The organism is Pseudoalteromonas sp. SWN166 (genome assembly GCF_015864485.1).
Classification (GTDB): domain Bacteria; phylum Pseudomonadota; class Gammaproteobacteria; order Enterobacterales; family Alteromonadaceae; genus Pseudoalteromonas.
Genome location: NZ_JADYXB010000025.1, coordinates 40,716 through 58,492 on the forward strand (window position 1 = coordinate 40,716; position 17,777 = coordinate 58,492).

The window sequence follows — 17,777 nt, forward strand, 5'->3', positions numbered from 1 at the left end:
ATTAGTCTTTTTGTGCATTTGCGAAAGCAGCTGCCATTGCGTTTTCAAACACTGGCTCTTCTTTCTTAAGCTTCTCTAGTACTTCTTTCTCTTCTGCTTCGAAAAGAGCTTTTACAGATAAGCTTAAAGTGCGGTTCTTACGATCAACACCAACGTATTTAACTTCAATCTCGTCGCCTACAGAAACAACAGTAGTTGCATCTTCAACGCGCTCTTGAGCGATATCAGCTACACGGATGTAACCTTCAACGCCTTCGATAAGTTCAACAGTTGCGCCTTTCGCATCAACTTCAGTCACTTTACCTTTAACAATAGCACCTTTTTTGTTTGCATCAAGGTAGTTATTGAATGGGTCAGCTTCGATTTGCTTAACACCTAGAGAGATACGTTCACGCTCTGGGTCAACTTGCAATACGATAGCAGTGATTTCGTCGCCTTTCTTGAATTCACGTACAGCTTCTTCGCCAGGTGTATTCCAAGAAATGTCTGAAAGGTGTACAAGACCGTCAATACCACCGTCAAGACCGATAAAGATACCGAAGTCAGTGATTGATTTGATCTTACCAGTAACTTGATCGCCTTTGTTCTGTAGACGAGCAAATTCCTGCCAAGGATTAGCAATACATTGCTTAAGACCAAGAGAAATACGACGACGTTCTTCGTCAATTTCTAAAACCATAACTTCAACAGTGTCGCCTAAGCTAACAACTTTTGAAGGATGGATATTTTTGTTAGTCCAATCCATTTCAGAAACGTGTACTAAACCTTCAACGCCTTCTTCGATTTCCACGAAACAGCCGTAATCTGTAAGGTTAGTAACACGACCAGAAAGTTTAGAACCTTCTGGGTAACGACCAGCGATAGCTGCCCATGGATCTTCACCAAGCTGTTTAAGGCCTAGAGATACACGAGTTTTATCTTTGTCGAATTTAAGAACTTTAACTGCGATTTCGTCGCCAACATTAACGATTTCTGAAGGGTGCTTAACACGCTTCCAAGCCATATCAGTAATGTGTAGTAGACCATCAACACCACCAAGGTCAACGAATGCACCGTAGTCAGTAAGGTTCTTAACGATACCTTTAACTTCTTGACCTTCAACAAGGTTAGCAAGAAGCTCTTCACGTTCTTGTGAGTTTTCAGATTCGATAACTGCACGACGTGAAACAACAACGTTGTTACGTTTTTGGTCAAGCTTGATTACTTTAAATTCAAGCTCTTTGCCTTCAAGGTGAGTTGTGTCACGTACTGGACGAACATCAACAAGTGAACCAGGTAGGAAAGCACGGATTGAATCAACTTCAACTGTGAAACCGCCTTTAACTTTACCGTTGATAACACCAGTAACAGTTTCTTGCTCTTCACATGCTTTCTCAAGACGGATCCATGCTTCGTGACGCTTAGCTTTCTCACGAGAAAGAATAGTTTCACCGAAACCGTCTTCAATTGCATCTAGTGCAACATCTACTTCGTCGCCAACAGCAACTTCAAGTTCACCAGCAGCATTTTTGAACTGCTCAGCAGGGATAGCACTTTCTGATTTAAGACCAGCATCTACAAGTACAATGTTGTTCTCGATTGAGATTACTGTACCTTTAACGATAGAGCCTTGCTCTGCTTCAAAACCCTTTAAGCTTTCTTCAAATAACTGCGCAAAATTTTCTGACATACGAATATACGTCTCTATATATTATACCAATAAGCAACCATGCTGCATGGGGTTGTTAAAATAGCACTGGCATCCTGCTGGCGCATAAAATGTGTTTTAGCTTCGTTTAGGAAGCTTACCTTCAGAGATAGCAATATCTAATAAAGTTATTACTTTATCAAACACTTGCTGTGCATTAAGTTCGCTAGTATCGATCTCAATAGCATCCTCTGCAGGCACAAGCGGAGCAATGGCACGATTCATATCGCGCTCATCACGAGCTTGAATATCCTGTAATAGACCACTCAGTGTAACATCAAGACCGCGCGTATTCAACTCAACAAAACGTCTACGAGCACGCTCTTCTGCGCTTGCTGTTAAATATATTTTTAACGGTGCATCTTGAAAAACCACAGTGCCCATATCACGACCATCGGCGATTAAGCCATTTTCAGTGCGAAATGCACGCTGACGGCGTAATAATGCTTCACGAACGCGAGGTAATGCTGCAACCTTTGACGCTGCAGCGCCTACTTCTTCATTACGAATAGTAGTCGTTACATCTTCGCCTTCTAAAATAACTTTTCCTGCATTAGTTTGGCTATCTACCAAAAACTGCACATCTAAATTTGCAGCAAGAGGGACAAGCCCTTCTTCATTGTCTAATGCAATTTGGTGATGAAGTGCAGCTAAAGATAAAACGCGATAAATCGCACCACTATCTAGTACATCCCACCCCAACTTGTCGGCTAACAAGCGACAAACAGTTCCTTTACCTGAACCACTTGGGCCATCAACGGTGATCACGGGCATTAATAACGCCTGCATTTAAAACCTCCTGCAATGCACACCTAAATAAACCGCGACATTATACGTCAGTTATTAAAATATATCTGCTATTAGTGTGTAACTTTTGTAATTACTTCTAAATAGCTTATTCACTGACTGATGCTAAAACATTGAAAAATGTAGGAAATGTTTTATAAGTACACTTTGGATCATTAATCGTTATTGGCTTTCCGCCTACGGCAACCATAGCAAAACACATAGCTATACGGTGATCGTCGTAAGTGTCTATTGCTACATCGTTGAAGTGTTTAGGCGGTGTAATTTCTATAAAGTCATGCCCTTCTACAACTTCAGCGCCTACTTTTCTAAGCTCAGTTGCCATTGCGTACAAACGGTCTGTTTCTTTAACGCGCCAGTTATAAATATTACGAATAGCGGTTTTACCTTTAGCAAACAAAGCAACTGTTGCCAGTGTCATTGCTGCATCAGGAATTGCATTCGCATCTATATCTACGCCATTAAGCTCGCCTTTGCGAACAACTAAACGCTCATCATACCAATCAATTTTAGCGCCAACCTGCTCCATGACTTTAGCAAAGCCAATATCACCTTGAACCGATTTAGCGCCAACACCTTTAATTTCTATCTCGCCACCGGCAATCGCTGCAGCTGCAACGAAATAAGAAGCCGATGAAGCATCACCTTCAACCATAATACGCTCGATTGATTGATACTGTTGACCACCTTTAACGTTAAAAGTTGCATAGTCACTGTGCTCAACATCAATACCAAAGCGCGCCATAACACCTAACGTAATATCAATATAAGGTTTAGATACTAAAGTACCCTTAATAGTTATATTTGTATCGCCTTTAAATAAAGGTGCTGCCATTAACAAGGCAGTTAAAAATTGGCTTGAAATACTGCCGTCAATTTCAACTTCACCGCCTTTTATTTGACCACCTACGATTTTAAGTGGTGGATAGTCTTTGTGTTTTGTATAGGTAACATCACCACCAAGCGCTTGTAGAGCATCAACTAAGTGCCCTATTGGACGCTCTTCCATACGCGGCTCGCCTATTAGCTCGTACTCACCACTTACAGCAGCTAGTACGGCGGTTAGAGGTCGGTAGGCAGTACCTGCATTACCTAAAAATAATGGTTCGCTCGGTGTTTTAAACACACCACCAACACCCTCTACAGTGGCTACAGTGCGTTCTTCATTAAGTGTTACATTTACACCTAAAAGCTTCAGAGCACCCAACATATGACGAATATCATCACTATCAAGTAAGTTCTCTACAACAGTTGTACCACTAGCAAGCGCTGCTAATAATAAAATACGGTTTGATAAACTTTTTGATCCAGGTAAGGTAACTGTGCCATTTACACGAGAAATGGGCTCTAAACGAAGCTGCTCCATTAGCTATTTTCCTTTGCAAAGGCAGCCATAAAGTCAACTAGTGCTTGAACACCTTCAAGTGGCATTGCGTTGTAAATGCTGGCGCGCATACCGCCCACTATTCGGTGACCTTCCAAAGCAAGTAAACCCGCTTCGTTAGATTGAGCAACAAATTTGCTATTTAAGCTTTCATCATTCAACCAAAAAGGAACATTCATACGTGAGCGACAATGCTTAGCAACAATATTTGAATAAAAATCAGAGTTATCGATAAAATCATACAGTAAATCTGCTTTAGCAATATTTTGTGCTTCCATGGTTTTTACACCACCATTGCTTTCAAGCCATTCAAATACTTCAGCCGCTAAATACCAAGCAAAAGTCGGTGGGGTATTAAACATACTGCCCTGCTTTGCTTCAAGTGCGTAATCTAAAATACCAGGTTTTGGTAAGCCTTCACGCTCTAATAATGTTTTACGCACAATAACGATTGATATACCCGATGGACCAATATTCTTTTGTGCGCCGGCATAAATTAAATCAAATTTATTAACGTCTATTTCGCGCGATAAAATAGTTGACGACATATCGGCAACAATTGGTGCTGTTGGGTGGCTAGGTACATCAAAAATCTCTAAGCCATCAACGGTTTCGTTAGGGCAATAGTGGATGTACGCTGCATCTGCTGGTAAATCCCAGTCAGCTACCGCTTTAATAGAAAACTCGCCATCAGCATCATTACGTATATCAGTAAAAGTCGTTTGAGTGAATTTACTCGCTTCATCTCTCGCGCTTTTTGACCATACGCCATTTTCGCAATAAAAAGCTGTTTTACCTTCTTGGTGTAAATTTAAAGGCACAGCACTAAACTGACCACGACCACCACCATGCATAAACAGCACTTCAAACTCATCACTAATATTCATTAGGCGGCGTAAGCTTGCTTCACATTTGGCAGTAAGCGCTAAAAACTCTTTACTACGATGGCTTATTTCCATCACAGAAACACCTAGATCTTGCCAATCTAGGAACTCTTTTTGCGCTTTTTTCATCACCGCTTGCGGAAGCATAGCGGGCCCCGCACAAAAATTATATTTACTCATTACCTTTGCCTCATTCCAGTAATTTAACTACTAAGCATGAACGTATAATACCAACTCACTAAACCTTTAATGAATGAATATAATTTCACACCCTATTAATTTTTTTCAACAAGATTAAAAAAAGCGGCCTTAGCCGCTTTTTCAATTTCAATTATTCAGAAGGAGGATTGTCATCCACTACTTCTTCAATAACCGTATCAACTGTTTCAACGTCATCGATATCAATTAAGTCACTTTCTGTAACTTCAATCTCTTCTATACGTTGTAAACCAACTACTTGCTCTCCGTCAATAGTTCTGATCAAAATAACACCTTGCGTGTTACGTCCAACCGTAGAAACTTCATTAACGCGAGTTCGTACTAAGGTACCACGATTAGAAATAATCATTATTTCATCGTTGTCGTCAACTTGAACAGCACCAACAACAGCACCGTTGCGTTCACTCACCTTGATTGATACAACACCTTGTGTTGCACGACTCTTAGATGGGTAATCTTCAAGCTGTGTACGCTTACCGTAACCATTTTCAGTTACCGTTAAAATAGCACCGTCAGTTTTTGGAACAATTAACGAGACAACACGTTGCTCGTCTGGCATTTTAATACCACGAACACCTGTAGCAGTACGACCCATTGGGCGAACACCTTTGAAGCGAATCTCAGGGTTACCTTCTTCGTCTAATACTGGGTTACCGTTTTCATCAACAACGGTAGTTTCTTCAGCTTCTTTGAAGCGTACAACTTTACCTGCATCAGTGAACAACATAATTTCGTTGCTACCATCGGTAATATCAACACCAATCAAGCTATCGCCATCATTTAAGTTAACAGCAATAATACCGCTTGCACGTTGACGACTATAAGCCGTTAATGGTGTTTTCTTAACTGTACCGAATGCAGTTGCCATAAAGATATATTTATCTTCTGCGTACTCGCGTACTGGCAATATAGCAGTAATGCGCTCATCAGCTTCAAGTGGTAACAAGTTAACGATTGGCTTACCGCGCGCTGCACGACTTGCTAATGGTAACTGATACACTTTAAGCCAATATAAACGACCGGCCGTAGAGAAACACAATATAGTATCGTGTGTATTTGCAACTAACAGACGCTCGATGAAATCTTCATCTTTCATCTTCGTTGCTGACTTACCTTTACCACCACGACGCTGCGCTTCGTAATCAGACAATGCCTGATACTTCACATAACCTTCGTGAGAAAGCGTTACTACAACGTTTTCTTCAGTAATTAAATCTTCTAAGCTTATATCGTGAGCTGCGGCGTTAATTTCTGTACGACGCTCATCGCCATATTGCTCTTTAATTTCTACTAGTTCGTCACGAATAACTTCCATTAAACGCTCAGGCGTAGCCAAAATATATAAAAGATCAGCAATTAAATCTAATAAGGTTTGGTATTCACTTATAATCTTTTCGTGTTCAAGACCAGTCAACTTGTGTAAACGTAAATCTAATATTGCTTGAGCTTGTTGCTCAGAAATATAATATTGACCATCACGAATACCTAAATCATCAGCAAGCCAGTCTGGGCGGGCAACATTATCTTCGCCTGCTTTTTCAAGCATGCCTTGTACATGACCTAGTTCCCACGGACGTGCTGTTAAAGCAATCTTAGCTTCAGCAGGTGTAGGAGATTTACGAATAAGCTCGATAATTGGGTCAATGTTTGCAAGTGCAATCGCTAAGCCTTCTAGCGTGTGAGCACGGTCGCGAGCTTTGCGTAAATCAAATACGGTACGACGAGTTACTACTTCACGACGGTGAATAATAAACTCTTCAAGCATTTCTTTTAAATTAAAACACTTAGGTTGGTTATTAATTAAAGCAACCATATTCATACCAAACACAGTTTGTAACTGAGTTTGTGAATATAAGTTATTTAGAATAACTTCGCCTACGTCACCACGTTTGATCTCAATAACGATACGCATACCGTCTTTGTCTGATTCATCACGTAGCGCACTAATACCTTCAATTTTCTTATCTTTAACTAGCTCAGCAATTTTTTCAATTAGGCGAGCTTTGTTAACTTGATAAGGAATTTCGTGAACGATGATTGTTTCACGGCCTGTTTTTTCATCGGTTTCGACGTCGGCGCGTGCACGCATGTACACTTTACCACGGCCAGTTAAGTAGGCTTGTTCGATGCCCTTCTTACCGTTGATAATTGCAGCCGTTGGGAAATCAGGACCAGGGATATAATCCATTAACTCTAAAATAGTTAAATCAGGATTTTGAATAAGTGCCAAGCACCCGTTCACAACTTCAGTTAAGTTATGTGGTGGAATGTTTGTAGCCATGCCTACTGCAATACCCGACGAACCATTCACTAATAAATTAGGAACTTTCGTTGGTAAAACATCAGGGATGAACTCTGTGCCATCGTAGTTAGGAACGAAATCAACCGTTTCTTTTTCAAGATCGGCTAATAACTCATGCGACATTTTTGCCATACGTACTTCTGTATAACGCATTGCCGCTGCTGAATCACCATCAACCGAACCGAAGTTGCCTTGGCCATCTACAAGCATATAACGTAGTGAGAATGGCTGAGCCATACGAACTATCGTGTCATAAACTGCACTGTCGCCGTGTGGGTGGTATTTACCGATTACGTCACCGACCACACGGGCCGATTTTTTGTAAGGCTTGTTCCAGTCATTACTAAGCTCGTTCATTGCAAACAAAACGCGGCGGTGAACAGGTTTTAAGCCGTCACGTACGTCTGGTAATGCACGTCCTACTATTACGCTCATTGCGTAATCTAAGTAGGAGTTTTTTAACTCGTCTTCAATATTGACTGGCAGAATTTCATTGGCGAGATCAGTCATTTGATATCACATTCCTTCAGTATCAGCTCTCAACAACCCGGTATTGGGTATTAAGAGTATTTGTTATTATTACTAACAGTCATGCTATCACAATTAATTTCAATTTACAGGCGCAAAACTTTGCGATTTATCAATTTAGCCCTATATAATGGCCTCAGATTGACGAGGAAGTATTTTATGACCGAACATCAAAATGTAGATCACGCAGAAATAGCAAAATTTGAAGCCATCGCAGAGCGTTGGTGGGACCTAGACGGAGAATTCAAACCTCTTCACGAAATTAACCCGTTACGTTTAGATTTTATAGCAAACAAAACGCAAGGCTTATTCGATAAAGAAACACTCGATGTTGGCTGTGGCGGCGGCATTTTAAGCCAAAGCATGGCGCGTATGGGTGCTAAAGTAACCGGTATCGATATGGGACAAGAGCCTTTAACTGTTGCTAAATTGCATAGTTTAGAGACAGGCGTAAATGTAGATTACATAAAAGTACCTGCCGAAGAGTATGCATCACAAAACCCAGAACGTTTCGATGTAATAACGTGTATGGAAATGCTTGAGCACGTACCCGACCCAGCTTCTATCATTCATGCAGTAGCAGCACTTGCAAAGCCAGGTGCAGATGTGTTTTTTTCAACGCTGAACAAAACGCCTAAAGCATATTTATACGCGATTGTTGGCGCCGAAAAGCTATTAAAAATGGTACCTGAAGGTACACATGACCATAAAAAGTTTATAAAACCTGCGCAACTTATTGCATGGGCAGAGCAAGCGGGTTTAAAAGTACGTGCAAGTACAGGGCTTTCTTATAACCCACTATCAAAGCAATATACGCTTAATAACGACGTTAGCGTAAATTACATACTTTATTTTGAGAAGTTAGCTTAATGGCTAGCTCTCAATCCCCACAGCCTCTTATTGAGTACGATGCATTTTTATTTGATTTAGACGGCACCCTACTCGATACCGCTGATGATTTAGGCGCTGCTTTAAACGCAGTGCTTATTAGTAATAAAATCACACCTGTTAGTAGTGATGTATACCGCCCTGCAGCATCTAACGGCGCAGGCGCATTATTAGAGGCTGGTTTTAAAGAATTATGGGCTAAACAACCCCAAAGCGAGCTTATAAAGCAATTAGTTGACGAGTACGCTGCAAACATAGCAAAGCACACGCATTGCTTCTCTGGTGTTGAATCGTTACTTATCGCCCTTGATCAGAAAAAGATCAAATGGGGGATCATGACTAATAAACCAGGGTTTTTAACCGATCCTTTAGTGGCAGCTATTCCCGCATTAAAAAATGCCAGTGTGATAATAAGTGGCGACACATTAGCTGAAGCGAAGCCATCACCTCTACCACTGCTACATTGTGCAAAGCTTATGCAGGTAGAACCAAGCCGTTGTTTATACATTGGTGATGCACAACGTGACATACAAGCAGGCAAAGCGGCAGGTATGCATACCGCAACGGCACTTTGGGGTTACATCCCAAGTAAAGATGAAGCGATAGCTTGGGAAGCCAATTTTAACTGGCTAAGCCCAATTGATGGTTTTAACCATATATAGTGCTATGTTAATTATTAAACACTATATATTGTGATTGTGTTAGTTTTCACACAAAGCTTGCTGATAAAAAAAGCAGTCAGAATTTATTTTTAAAATGCGTAAATTTAGCAGATCATTAGTTTACTTTTTAAACGCCTTTGGTTGAGTGGTCGTTTAAGTGTGAGCGTCTACTAACACAAATACGCTATACCGAAGTTATCCACAAATAGGGGCAATTATGTCCCTTGCAAAACAACTCAGACCACATTAGAGTTTTATTAACACTTTGATGGGATTGATATTTCAATTAAGTGGAGGGGCTAACACCATACTCAAATTTTGAATATGATGTTAGCAAAGACACTTGCTCGAGTTTTAAGAAAGTGCCCAAGTTTGGAAGTTTGAGCGTAACTTATTCTTATATTCTCAGCAAGTGACTAACTCAGATTTAGGATAACTAAAATTGAAGTTCAGTTTATCTATAGAAATATCAGAAAGTGTAATAATAGGTATTTTTAAAATTATTACACTGAGCAGCATGCTCTTTGTATAAATTTAAATGGGCTATCTTTTAGCCCATTTCTATATCTTCCCTCTAATTATGCTTTTTATTTATAAAAGCGTTCAACCATGAACACTAAACAACTCACTTAGATAGTGCACTGAAACCATATATAGTGCCATGTTAATTATTAAACACTATATATTGTGATTGTGTTAGTTTTCACACAAAGCTTGTCGATAAAAAAAGCAGTCAAAATTTATTTTTAAAATGCGTAAATTTAGCAGATCATTAGTTGATTTTTGCATATTCTAACTTAAATGATTGTTCGAAGGTGAGTGTCTACTAACACAAATGCGTTATCCCAAAGTTATCCACATATAGGGGCAATTATGTCCCTTGCAAAACAACTCAGACCACACTATCTTGTGATCTCTAAATTGAACAACACCAGATATTGTGGCCAAATGTTATTCAATTAAATTCGCCATTACGGTGAAACTTATAATAAATGAGTACTTACCTTGCCATTGCGAGGTATGACGCATTGGTCAAAATACATAATTCCCAAGGAATACAGGCAAATGAACCAACAGTTATCTGTAAGCAAACGTGACGGGCGTAAAGAGCCTCTTGATCTTGATAAGATCCATCGCGTTATTGAATGGGCCGCCGAAGGTTTAAAAAACGTATCGGTTTCGCAAGTTGAATTAAAATCACACATTCAGTTTTACGACGGTATTCGTACTAAAGACATACACGAAACCATTATTAAAGCTGCTGCAGATCAAATTTCAAAAGAATCGCCTGATTACCAATACCTAGCGGCACGTTTAGCTGTATTCCATTTACGTAAAAAAGCGTACGGCCAATTTGAGCCACCACGTTTATTTAACCATGTAACAAAAATGGTTGAAGATAAACGCTACGACGCTCACTTACTTGTAGATTACACTGAGCAAGAGTTAGACGAGCTTGATGCATACCTCGATCATTCTCGCGATCTTAATTTTAGCTACGCGGCTGTAAAACAGCTTGAAGGTAAATACCTTGTTCAAAACCGTGTATCGGGTGAGATTTACGAAAGTGCACAGTTTTTATATATTTTAGTCGCGGCAAGCTTATTCTCTGACTACCCACGTGAAACACGCGTTTCTTACATTAAGCGTTTTTATGATGCAGTCTCGTTATTTAAAATATCATTACCTACGCCTATTATGGCAGGTGTACGTACGCCTACTCGCCAGTTTAGCTCATGTGTATTAATTGAGTGTGGCGACAGCCTTGATTCAATTAATGCTACATCGTCTGCGATTGTTAAATACGTATCACAACGTGCGGGCATTGGTATTAACGCAGGTCGTATTCGTGCGCTAGGTAGCCACATTCGTAACGGCGAAGCGTACCACACAGGTTGTATTCCTTTTTATAAGCACTTTCAAACAGCTGTTAAAAGCTGTTCACAAGGTGGTGTACGTGGCGGCGCAGCAACATTGTTTTACCCGCTTTGGCACCTAGAAGTAGAGAACCTACTTGTGCTTAAAAATAACCGTGGTGTAGATGACAACCGTGTTCGCCACCTTGATTACGGCGTACAGTTTAATAAATTAATGTACTCTCGTTTAATTAAAGACGATTACATTACGTTATTTAGCCCATCAGACGTGCCAGGCCTTTACGATGCATTTTTTGAAGACCAAGAAGAATTTGATGCGCTTTACGTAAAATATGAACAAGACGAATCTATTCGTAAAAAGCGTATTAAAGCGATTGAGCTTTTCTCTATGTTTGCACAAGAGCGTGCAAGTACAGGTCGTATTTATTTACAAAATGTGGACCACTGTAATACACACAGCCCGTTCATTGCTAAAGTTGCGCCTATTCGCCAATCTAACTTATGTTTAGAAATTGCATTGCCAACTAAGCCACTAAGCAACGTAAACGACGAAGAAGGCGAAATTGCCCTTTGTACACTGTCTGCGTTTAACTTAGGTGCCATTGAGTCACTAGACGAGCTTGAAGAGCTAGCTGAACTTGCAGTGCGCGCACTTGATAACTTACTTGATTTCCAAGACTACCCAGTACCGGCTGCAAAAAATGCGACTATGGGTCGTCGTACACTAGGCATAGGCGTAATTAACTACGCATACTACTTAGCTAAAAACGGTAAGCGTTACTCAGATGGCAGCGCAAATGCACTGACTCACAAAACGTTTGAAGCGATTCAGTACTACCTAATGAAAGCATCAAACGAGCTTGCTAAAGAACGTGGTGCATGTCCTAAGTTTAACGAAACAACGTATTCACAGGGCATTATGCCAACAGATACGTACAAACGTGACTTAGATAAAATTTGTGATGAACCACTTCACCTTGATTGGGATACATTACGTGCCAGCATTAAAGAGCACGGCATGCGTAACTCAACACTAAGTGCGTTAATGCCTTCAGAAACATCGTCGCAAATCTCTAACGCAACAAATGGTATTGAGCCACCACGTGGTCACATTAGCGTTAAAGCAAGTAAAGACGGTATTTTGAAACAAGTAGTGCCTGAGTACGAACGTTTAAAGAATAACTACGAGTTATTATGGGATATTCCATCAAACGATGGTTACCTACAACTTGTGGGCATAATGCAGAAATTTGTTGACCAAACTATATCGGCAAACACAAATTATGATCCAAATAAATTCGAAGGCGGTAAAGTACCTATGCAAGTCTTATTAAAAGACTTACTAACAGCGTACAAACTGGGTGTTAAAACCTTGTACTACCACAACACTCGCGATGGTGCCTCAGATATGCAAGAAGATACTCCAGAAGTGGAAGATGATGATTGTGAAGGCGGCGCGTGTAAAATATAGTTATTAATTTTTATTTTAAGCGGGCATTTAGCCCGCTTTTTCTGATAGTTTTTTGAGTGATAAACATGTCTTATACTACATTTAGCCGAAACCATAATAACCAAATGCTAGAGCCAATGTTTTTTGGCCAAACTGTTAACGTATCTCGTTATGACCAACAAAAATACCCAATTTTTGAAAAGTTAATCGAAAAGCAACTGTCTTTCTTTTGGCGTCCTGAAGAAGTAGATGTAAGCAAAGACCGTTTAGACTTTCAAGCATTACCAGATCACGAAAAGCATATATTTTTAAGTAACTTAAAATATCAAACTTTGCTTGATAGCGTACAAGGTCGTTCACCTAACGTTGCCCTACTTCCTATAGTATCGTTACCAGAGCTTGAAACATGGATAGAGACATTATATGGACAACAAGTTAATTAAACATCTCATTATTTAATCATTATATGCCTTAATACCAATTAAATCAGTAACTAAATAAAACCCAACTTACATTAGATCTAACTTAACTCAACGTTTTAATAATAATACTAATAATAAATATAACTTTGGTTAGGTTACAATTAGAAGCGAAAAAATCATGAAATATACAACTTTTAACCAGAACAAATTTAATCACATGTTGGAGCCGATGTTTTTTGGTAATCCAGTAAACGTATCTCGTTATGATGAACAGAAGCACCCTATCTTCGAAAAGTTAATTGAGAAACAGCTTTCTTTCTTTTGGAGGCCGGAAGAAGTTGATGTGTCAAAAGATAGAGCTGATTGGCAAAATTTATCTGATGCAGAGAAGCATATTTTTATTTCAAATCTAAAATATCAAACTTTGCTAGATTCAATTGCAGCTCGTTCAGTTAATATGATATTGCTTCCTATTACATCACAGCCTTCTATGGAAACATGGGCTGAGACACATTCATTTTCAGAGACTATTCATTCAAGAAGTTATACTCATATTCTTAGAAACCTATTTACAGATCCTGGTGAAGTATTTGATGATATAGTGATAAATCCAGCCATAATCAAAAGAGCTCAGAGTATTACTGATATCTTTGATGATTTAATTAAACATACTCAGGCATTCAATTTACACGGTGAGGGAACACATATGATTAGCGGAGAAGCTATTACAGTGTCTTTGACAGTGTTAAAGGAAAAGCTCTTCTGTTCAATCTGTGCGCTCAATGCGTTAGAAGCAATAAGATTTTATGTTTCGTTTGCATGTTCTTTTGCTTTCTCTGAACGTGAGTTATTAGAAGGTAATGCTAAGATAATTAAACTTATCGCTCGTGATGAATCTCTTCATTTAACTGCAACTCAACATATATTAAATCTATGGGCATCTGGTAAAGATGATCCTGAAATGAAAATAATTTCTGAAAAATTACAATATAAGAGTAGAGAAATATTCTTAGAGGTTGTTGAACAAGAGAAAGAATGGGCTGACTATTTATTTAAGAATGGCTCAATGATCGGTATTAATGCAAATATATTAAAACAATACGTTGAGTATATTGCTAATCAAAGAATGTCGGCAATAGGCCTAGAACCCGCTTATAATGCTCCGAGCAATCCTATTCCGTGGATAAACTCATATTTGTCTAGCGATAATGTTCAAGTTGCCCCTCAAGAAGCTGAGATATCGAGTTACCTCGTTGGACAAGTTGACTCAAATGTATCAGTTGCTGATTTTGGGGATTTCGATTTGTAATGGATAAGAAAATAACTATTGAAGGGAGAGAATTGACCTTTTTTGATAGCGACATTAGTATTCTTAGATCATTAGAACGGGAAAATATAGACATTGAGTTTCACTGCCGTGATGGTTATTGCGGAGCTTGTCGATGCAAGCTCCTTAAAGGAGATATTTGTTATTTCATAGAGCCTTTGGCACATGTTCGATCTGGTGAAATACTCACATGTTGTTCAAAACCACTTTCTGATATTACAGTTGATATCTCCTCTTGATACCATATCGAGCGTAAGAAAAAATCTACTTTGTTTGTGAACCACTTTTCGGTCACTCTATATTGATTGAATATCAATATAGAGTGTTTTTATATTTCCATTAGTGACTATACATTCTACTAGCTTAGTTGCATATCTAGTTAGGGAAAACCCTCACTTTTTACCTATATTTCGTCATAGCTCCGCATAATATCAAACCTTCCTATATAATGCTCAAGGAGCTTTTTCTTCATATTTATTTCTGAATTTTCAGAAAGACATCCATTCGTTTAATCTAAATTTGGTCTTCCACTGTAACTCCGTAGCTGTGAAACCCCTTATTAATAAATTGATATGAACTACTTGCCGTTAATCCCTAAGTATAACGGCTTAACCTGTGGTATTTTGATGATTAGAATGCACCAAATCTATAATATAAGTGAATTGTCAATTCTACTAATAATTACCTGTGTATATCAGAAATTAAAATCACCCAATTTTAGGCATTATCTATGTGTCAACTTTGCTATGGGTTTAGCCAATCAATATAACTCATTTGCGAATGAGCTCTACTTTTAATCGTGATAACAAACTAGTAATTATACTAAATCATCTTCATCTTCATCTTCATCTTCACAGTCCTCAGCACCTAAAGGATTCCAATCATCGCTGACTTCTTTTGTTGCTTGCTCAATAAATGCATCACTAAAGCAGTCTGAAAAAGTATCATCATGTTCTGTAATAGCTTTTTCAGTATTTTGGATTAACTTAATAACTTTATTAACATCCTCTTCACATCTCATTTGATCTACTTCTATAATCATTTCATCAATTGATTGTACTATGCCATCTGTACGAATTAACTCCTCACCGAATGGCTGATTGTCTAAAGGAACATAATTATCATAACTATGAACTACTTTGTCATTTTCATAGCGCGCGTAGTTTGTAGTTGATTCGACTTTATTTCTTAAGTTTTCTGCATCTTCTATGATCTCATCAATAGTTGATTCTATTTCCAATAAAATGTCATTAGTACTCATAATTTATCTCCTTAGGTAGGGCTGTAAAGTTAATAGTTAGGCTTACATTTAATCTATATCGATCTGTTCTAGCTCTTTAAGCCTTTTAATTTTATGATACCCAGAATAAATTAATACCGTAAAAGACGGATTAGCAATGTTTATACCTCACAATTACTTAAAGTTACTCAGTTTAGTTTTTGATTACTCTGGCGTAACTAAAGAAGCAGCAAGAAATGATAAGCTTGGATTCAAGGAACACTCAAGCCTAGAGCGTCACCAAGAAGCCTATAGACATACTTTAAATATCTTTGTAGAGACCCTTGCTCAAGACCATCCAGAGCTTCTTTTAGAATACGCATCTAGTTTTCAACGTTTTATTAATGAACTTCTGTCGCCTCCATTCGAAACTAGTGTAAATCAAAATAAAGGAAATAATATTTTTTGGCGGTATCTCTATGCTCCTATGATTGCAGCACTATTACATAAATATTTAGACTGCGAGTATGAAGGTAATGCAATCCACTTTTTAGGTAAATTTCTAATATCAAAGAATAAAGCTCCAAATTATTGGCCTTCAGAGCCTACTGAGAAAAACAGATGGGCTAAAAATATTATTAAATCTCAAATCGAATTTCTCACTCCAAATTTTACGGCGCGCATCAATGATATTCGAGGTACTAGCATTCGCAGTATCACTACAATAAAAAATGATATATTGATTCTCGAAGCAGATTTAAAAAAATTAAATGACAAAAACATAGATATTCAGATGAACTTACAGAAAGTGAAATCAGCATATATTGCAGCTATGGTTATCAGGCGCCTTGAAGATGATGGTTTACTCAGTCATCTAAAGCTCATAGCTGAATATCTTGTGAATTTTGATAACCTGAAGTACACCGACAGTAAATTGCTTATATTACACAAGGATATATGTACAAAATTACTTCGCGGGGACAACTTTTATAATGAATGGCAAACAGAGAAAGGCGCTAAACTTATTTCGCATTTAGAGCCGCACCTTGTAAAACATATTTCACCTACTTCCCCAGCTATTCATTACAATCTTTTAAAAAGTGGCAGTGATGACCTTTGGCCTGATTCCTATTTACTCTATAAAGAGCTAGTGAATTACTGTAACTTTAGGCGTTATTATGAATACGAAGAGAGCTTATTAACTAAGACTCTATTGGACTATTACAAAATGTTTCATTTCACAGAAAAAAGTGAATTTCAGAAAGCACTTAGCTTTTATAAAAAAGTAGAATCAGCTATTTGTAAAGTTCACCTTGGGAAATTCTTAGCTGCCGCATTAGTACATAAAATCGTTTTACATTGGCTCATATCTTCAACAATGAAACATAACCAATTTGATTCTGAGATTACGACTATAGCTCTTAACATACAAGATGAAAATGAAATCTGTATAAATGAATTTTTTATCGAATACCTTGAAAACCTTACTGACGGAGAAAGGATGATGTTCAAAGTGTTTAAGCTATTTAATAGGGCACACCCTAAAATAGCGGCAAATCCACTTCAGATAATAGAAGATGCAATGTCTTTAGCAATTATTCTTTGTGAAAACAATAACTCTTTAGTTGAAGATCTACTGCCTGCTTTTCAAAAACAATTTAATACTAAATATAAACGAACACTATCAGTAGTCCCATTCTGTCGTCTAACATTGTCCCAGAGCATTGACATGTTACCAGAGCTATTCCTCTTTGTGGGGCTAAGTATAAATTATAAATCCCTACTTAACTTCAATAGTAATACAAAGTGTAGAAAGCTCATTGAAGCATATGATTCAAAATTGATGCAACGCTTAAAACTCGTTAACCAAGATAACTAAATCACTCAGTATATAGACAATTAATGATAAGATATCGTATCTGAAGTAAAGGTTACTATTGTAGGTTTTCATGAATTAATTGTTCTACAAATCTCATTGCTGTTTATTGACCACTACAATATGTAGTGGTACAGTAATTTTGGCCACCCATTAAGAAAGAAATGTTATGCTAATAAGCATACAAATTTGGGTGAAAAAATGACGAAATTAAAACGCGCAACGTATTCTGCAGCAATAAAATT

The 17,777-nt window shown here is 38.2% G+C and carries 12 protein-coding genes and 1 pseudogene; 7 read left to right on the forward strand and 6 right to left on the reverse strand.

The genetic code is table 11. From position 1 onward, the window contains the following. Nucleotide 1: 1 nt before the first annotated feature. From rpsA to gyrA, 5 genes are all read right to left on the reverse strand, one after another. Nucleotides 2-1,669: a 30S ribosomal protein S1 gene (rpsA, locus tag I6F49_RS14430; RefSeq protein ID WP_002961176.1), complete on the reverse strand. Its 1,668-nt coding sequence runs from the start codon at nucleotides 1,667-1,669 to the stop codon at nucleotides 2-4. Between the two features lie 96 nt (nucleotides 1,670-1,765). Further along, complete coding sequence (gene cmk / locus I6F49_RS14435; protein ID WP_165727493.1) at nucleotides 1,766-2,476, reverse strand: (d)CMP kinase; 711 nt, start codon at nucleotides 2,474-2,476, stop codon at nucleotides 1,766-1,768. A gap of 106 nt (nucleotides 2,477-2,582) precedes the next feature. Further along, the gene (aroA, locus tag I6F49_RS14440) at nucleotides 2,583-3,860 is read right to left on the reverse strand and encodes a 3-phosphoshikimate 1-carboxyvinyltransferase (protein WP_197181115.1); all 1,278 of its coding nucleotides are present in this window, start codon (nucleotides 3,858-3,860) and stop codon (nucleotides 2,583-2,585) included. After that, complete coding sequence (serC, locus tag I6F49_RS14445) at nucleotides 3,860-4,942, reverse strand: 3-phosphoserine/phosphohydroxythreonine transaminase (protein ID WP_197175223.1); 1,083 nt, start codon at nucleotides 4,940-4,942, stop codon at nucleotides 3,860-3,862. Before serC ends, aroA begins: the two co-directional genes overlap by 1 nt. A gap of 151 nt (nucleotides 4,943-5,093) precedes the next feature. Then, nucleotides 5,094-7,793, reverse strand: a complete 2,700-nt coding sequence (gyrA, locus tag I6F49_RS14450; RefSeq protein ID WP_197175224.1) for a DNA topoisomerase (ATP-hydrolyzing) subunit A — start codon at nucleotides 7,791-7,793, stop codon at nucleotides 5,094-5,096. 177 nt (nucleotides 7,794-7,970) lie between these two features. On the opposite strand from gyrA, the gene ubiG reads away from it, so the two are divergent. The 6 genes and pseudogenes from ubiG (at nucleotide 7,971) to yfaE (ending at nucleotide 14,676) form a co-directional block, all read left to right on the forward strand. Next, nucleotides 7,971-8,681 (forward strand): bifunctional 2-polyprenyl-6-hydroxyphenol methylase/3-demethylubiquinol 3-O-methyltransferase UbiG, encoded by a 711-nt coding sequence (ubiG, locus tag I6F49_RS14455; RefSeq protein ID WP_166419021.1) that lies wholly within the window; start codon nucleotides 7,971-7,973, stop codon nucleotides 8,679-8,681. Beyond that, complete coding sequence (locus tag I6F49_RS14460) at nucleotides 8,681-9,361, forward strand: HAD family hydrolase (RefSeq protein WP_197181116.1); 681 nt, start codon at nucleotides 8,681-8,683, stop codon at nucleotides 9,359-9,361. Before ubiG ends, I6F49_RS14460 begins: the two co-directional genes overlap by 1 nt. 1,065 nt (nucleotides 9,362-10,426) lie before the next feature. After that, nucleotides 10,427-12,709, forward strand: coding sequence for a class 1a ribonucleoside-diphosphate reductase subunit alpha (gene nrdA / locus I6F49_RS14465; RefSeq protein WP_165739716.1), 2,283 nt, complete (start codon nucleotides 10,427-10,429; stop codon nucleotides 12,707-12,709). Between the two features lie 65 nt (nucleotides 12,710-12,774). After that, a pseudogene (locus tag I6F49_RS14470) lies at nucleotides 12,775-13,107 on the forward strand (ribonucleotide-diphosphate reductase subunit beta); the annotation flags it as partial. 181 nt (nucleotides 13,108-13,288) lie between these two features. Further along, nucleotides 13,289-14,419, forward strand: a complete 1,131-nt coding sequence (nrdB, locus tag I6F49_RS14475) for a class Ia ribonucleoside-diphosphate reductase subunit beta (protein ID WP_197181117.1) — start codon at nucleotides 13,289-13,291, stop codon at nucleotides 14,417-14,419. Beyond that, nucleotides 14,419-14,676 carry a class I ribonucleotide reductase maintenance protein YfaE gene (gene yfaE / locus I6F49_RS14480; protein WP_197139683.1) on the forward strand — a complete coding sequence of 86 codons (258 nt, stop codon included), beginning with the start codon at nucleotides 14,419-14,421 and terminating at the stop codon, nucleotides 14,674-14,676. The genes nrdB and yfaE overlap by 1 nt, the downstream gene beginning before the upstream one ends. 578 nt (nucleotides 14,677-15,254) lie before the next feature. Here the strand turns inward: yfaE and I6F49_RS14485 are convergent. After that, nucleotides 15,255-15,698, reverse strand: a complete 444-nt coding sequence (locus tag I6F49_RS14485) for a hypothetical protein (protein WP_197181118.1) — start codon at nucleotides 15,696-15,698, stop codon at nucleotides 15,255-15,257. 136 nt (nucleotides 15,699-15,834) lie between these two features. On the opposite strand from I6F49_RS14485, the gene I6F49_RS14490 reads away from it, so the two are divergent. After that, nucleotides 15,835-17,535, forward strand: a complete 1,701-nt coding sequence (locus I6F49_RS14490) for a hypothetical protein (RefSeq protein ID WP_197181119.1) — start codon at nucleotides 15,835-15,837, stop codon at nucleotides 17,533-17,535. Nucleotides 17,536-17,777: the final 242 nt, after the last annotated feature.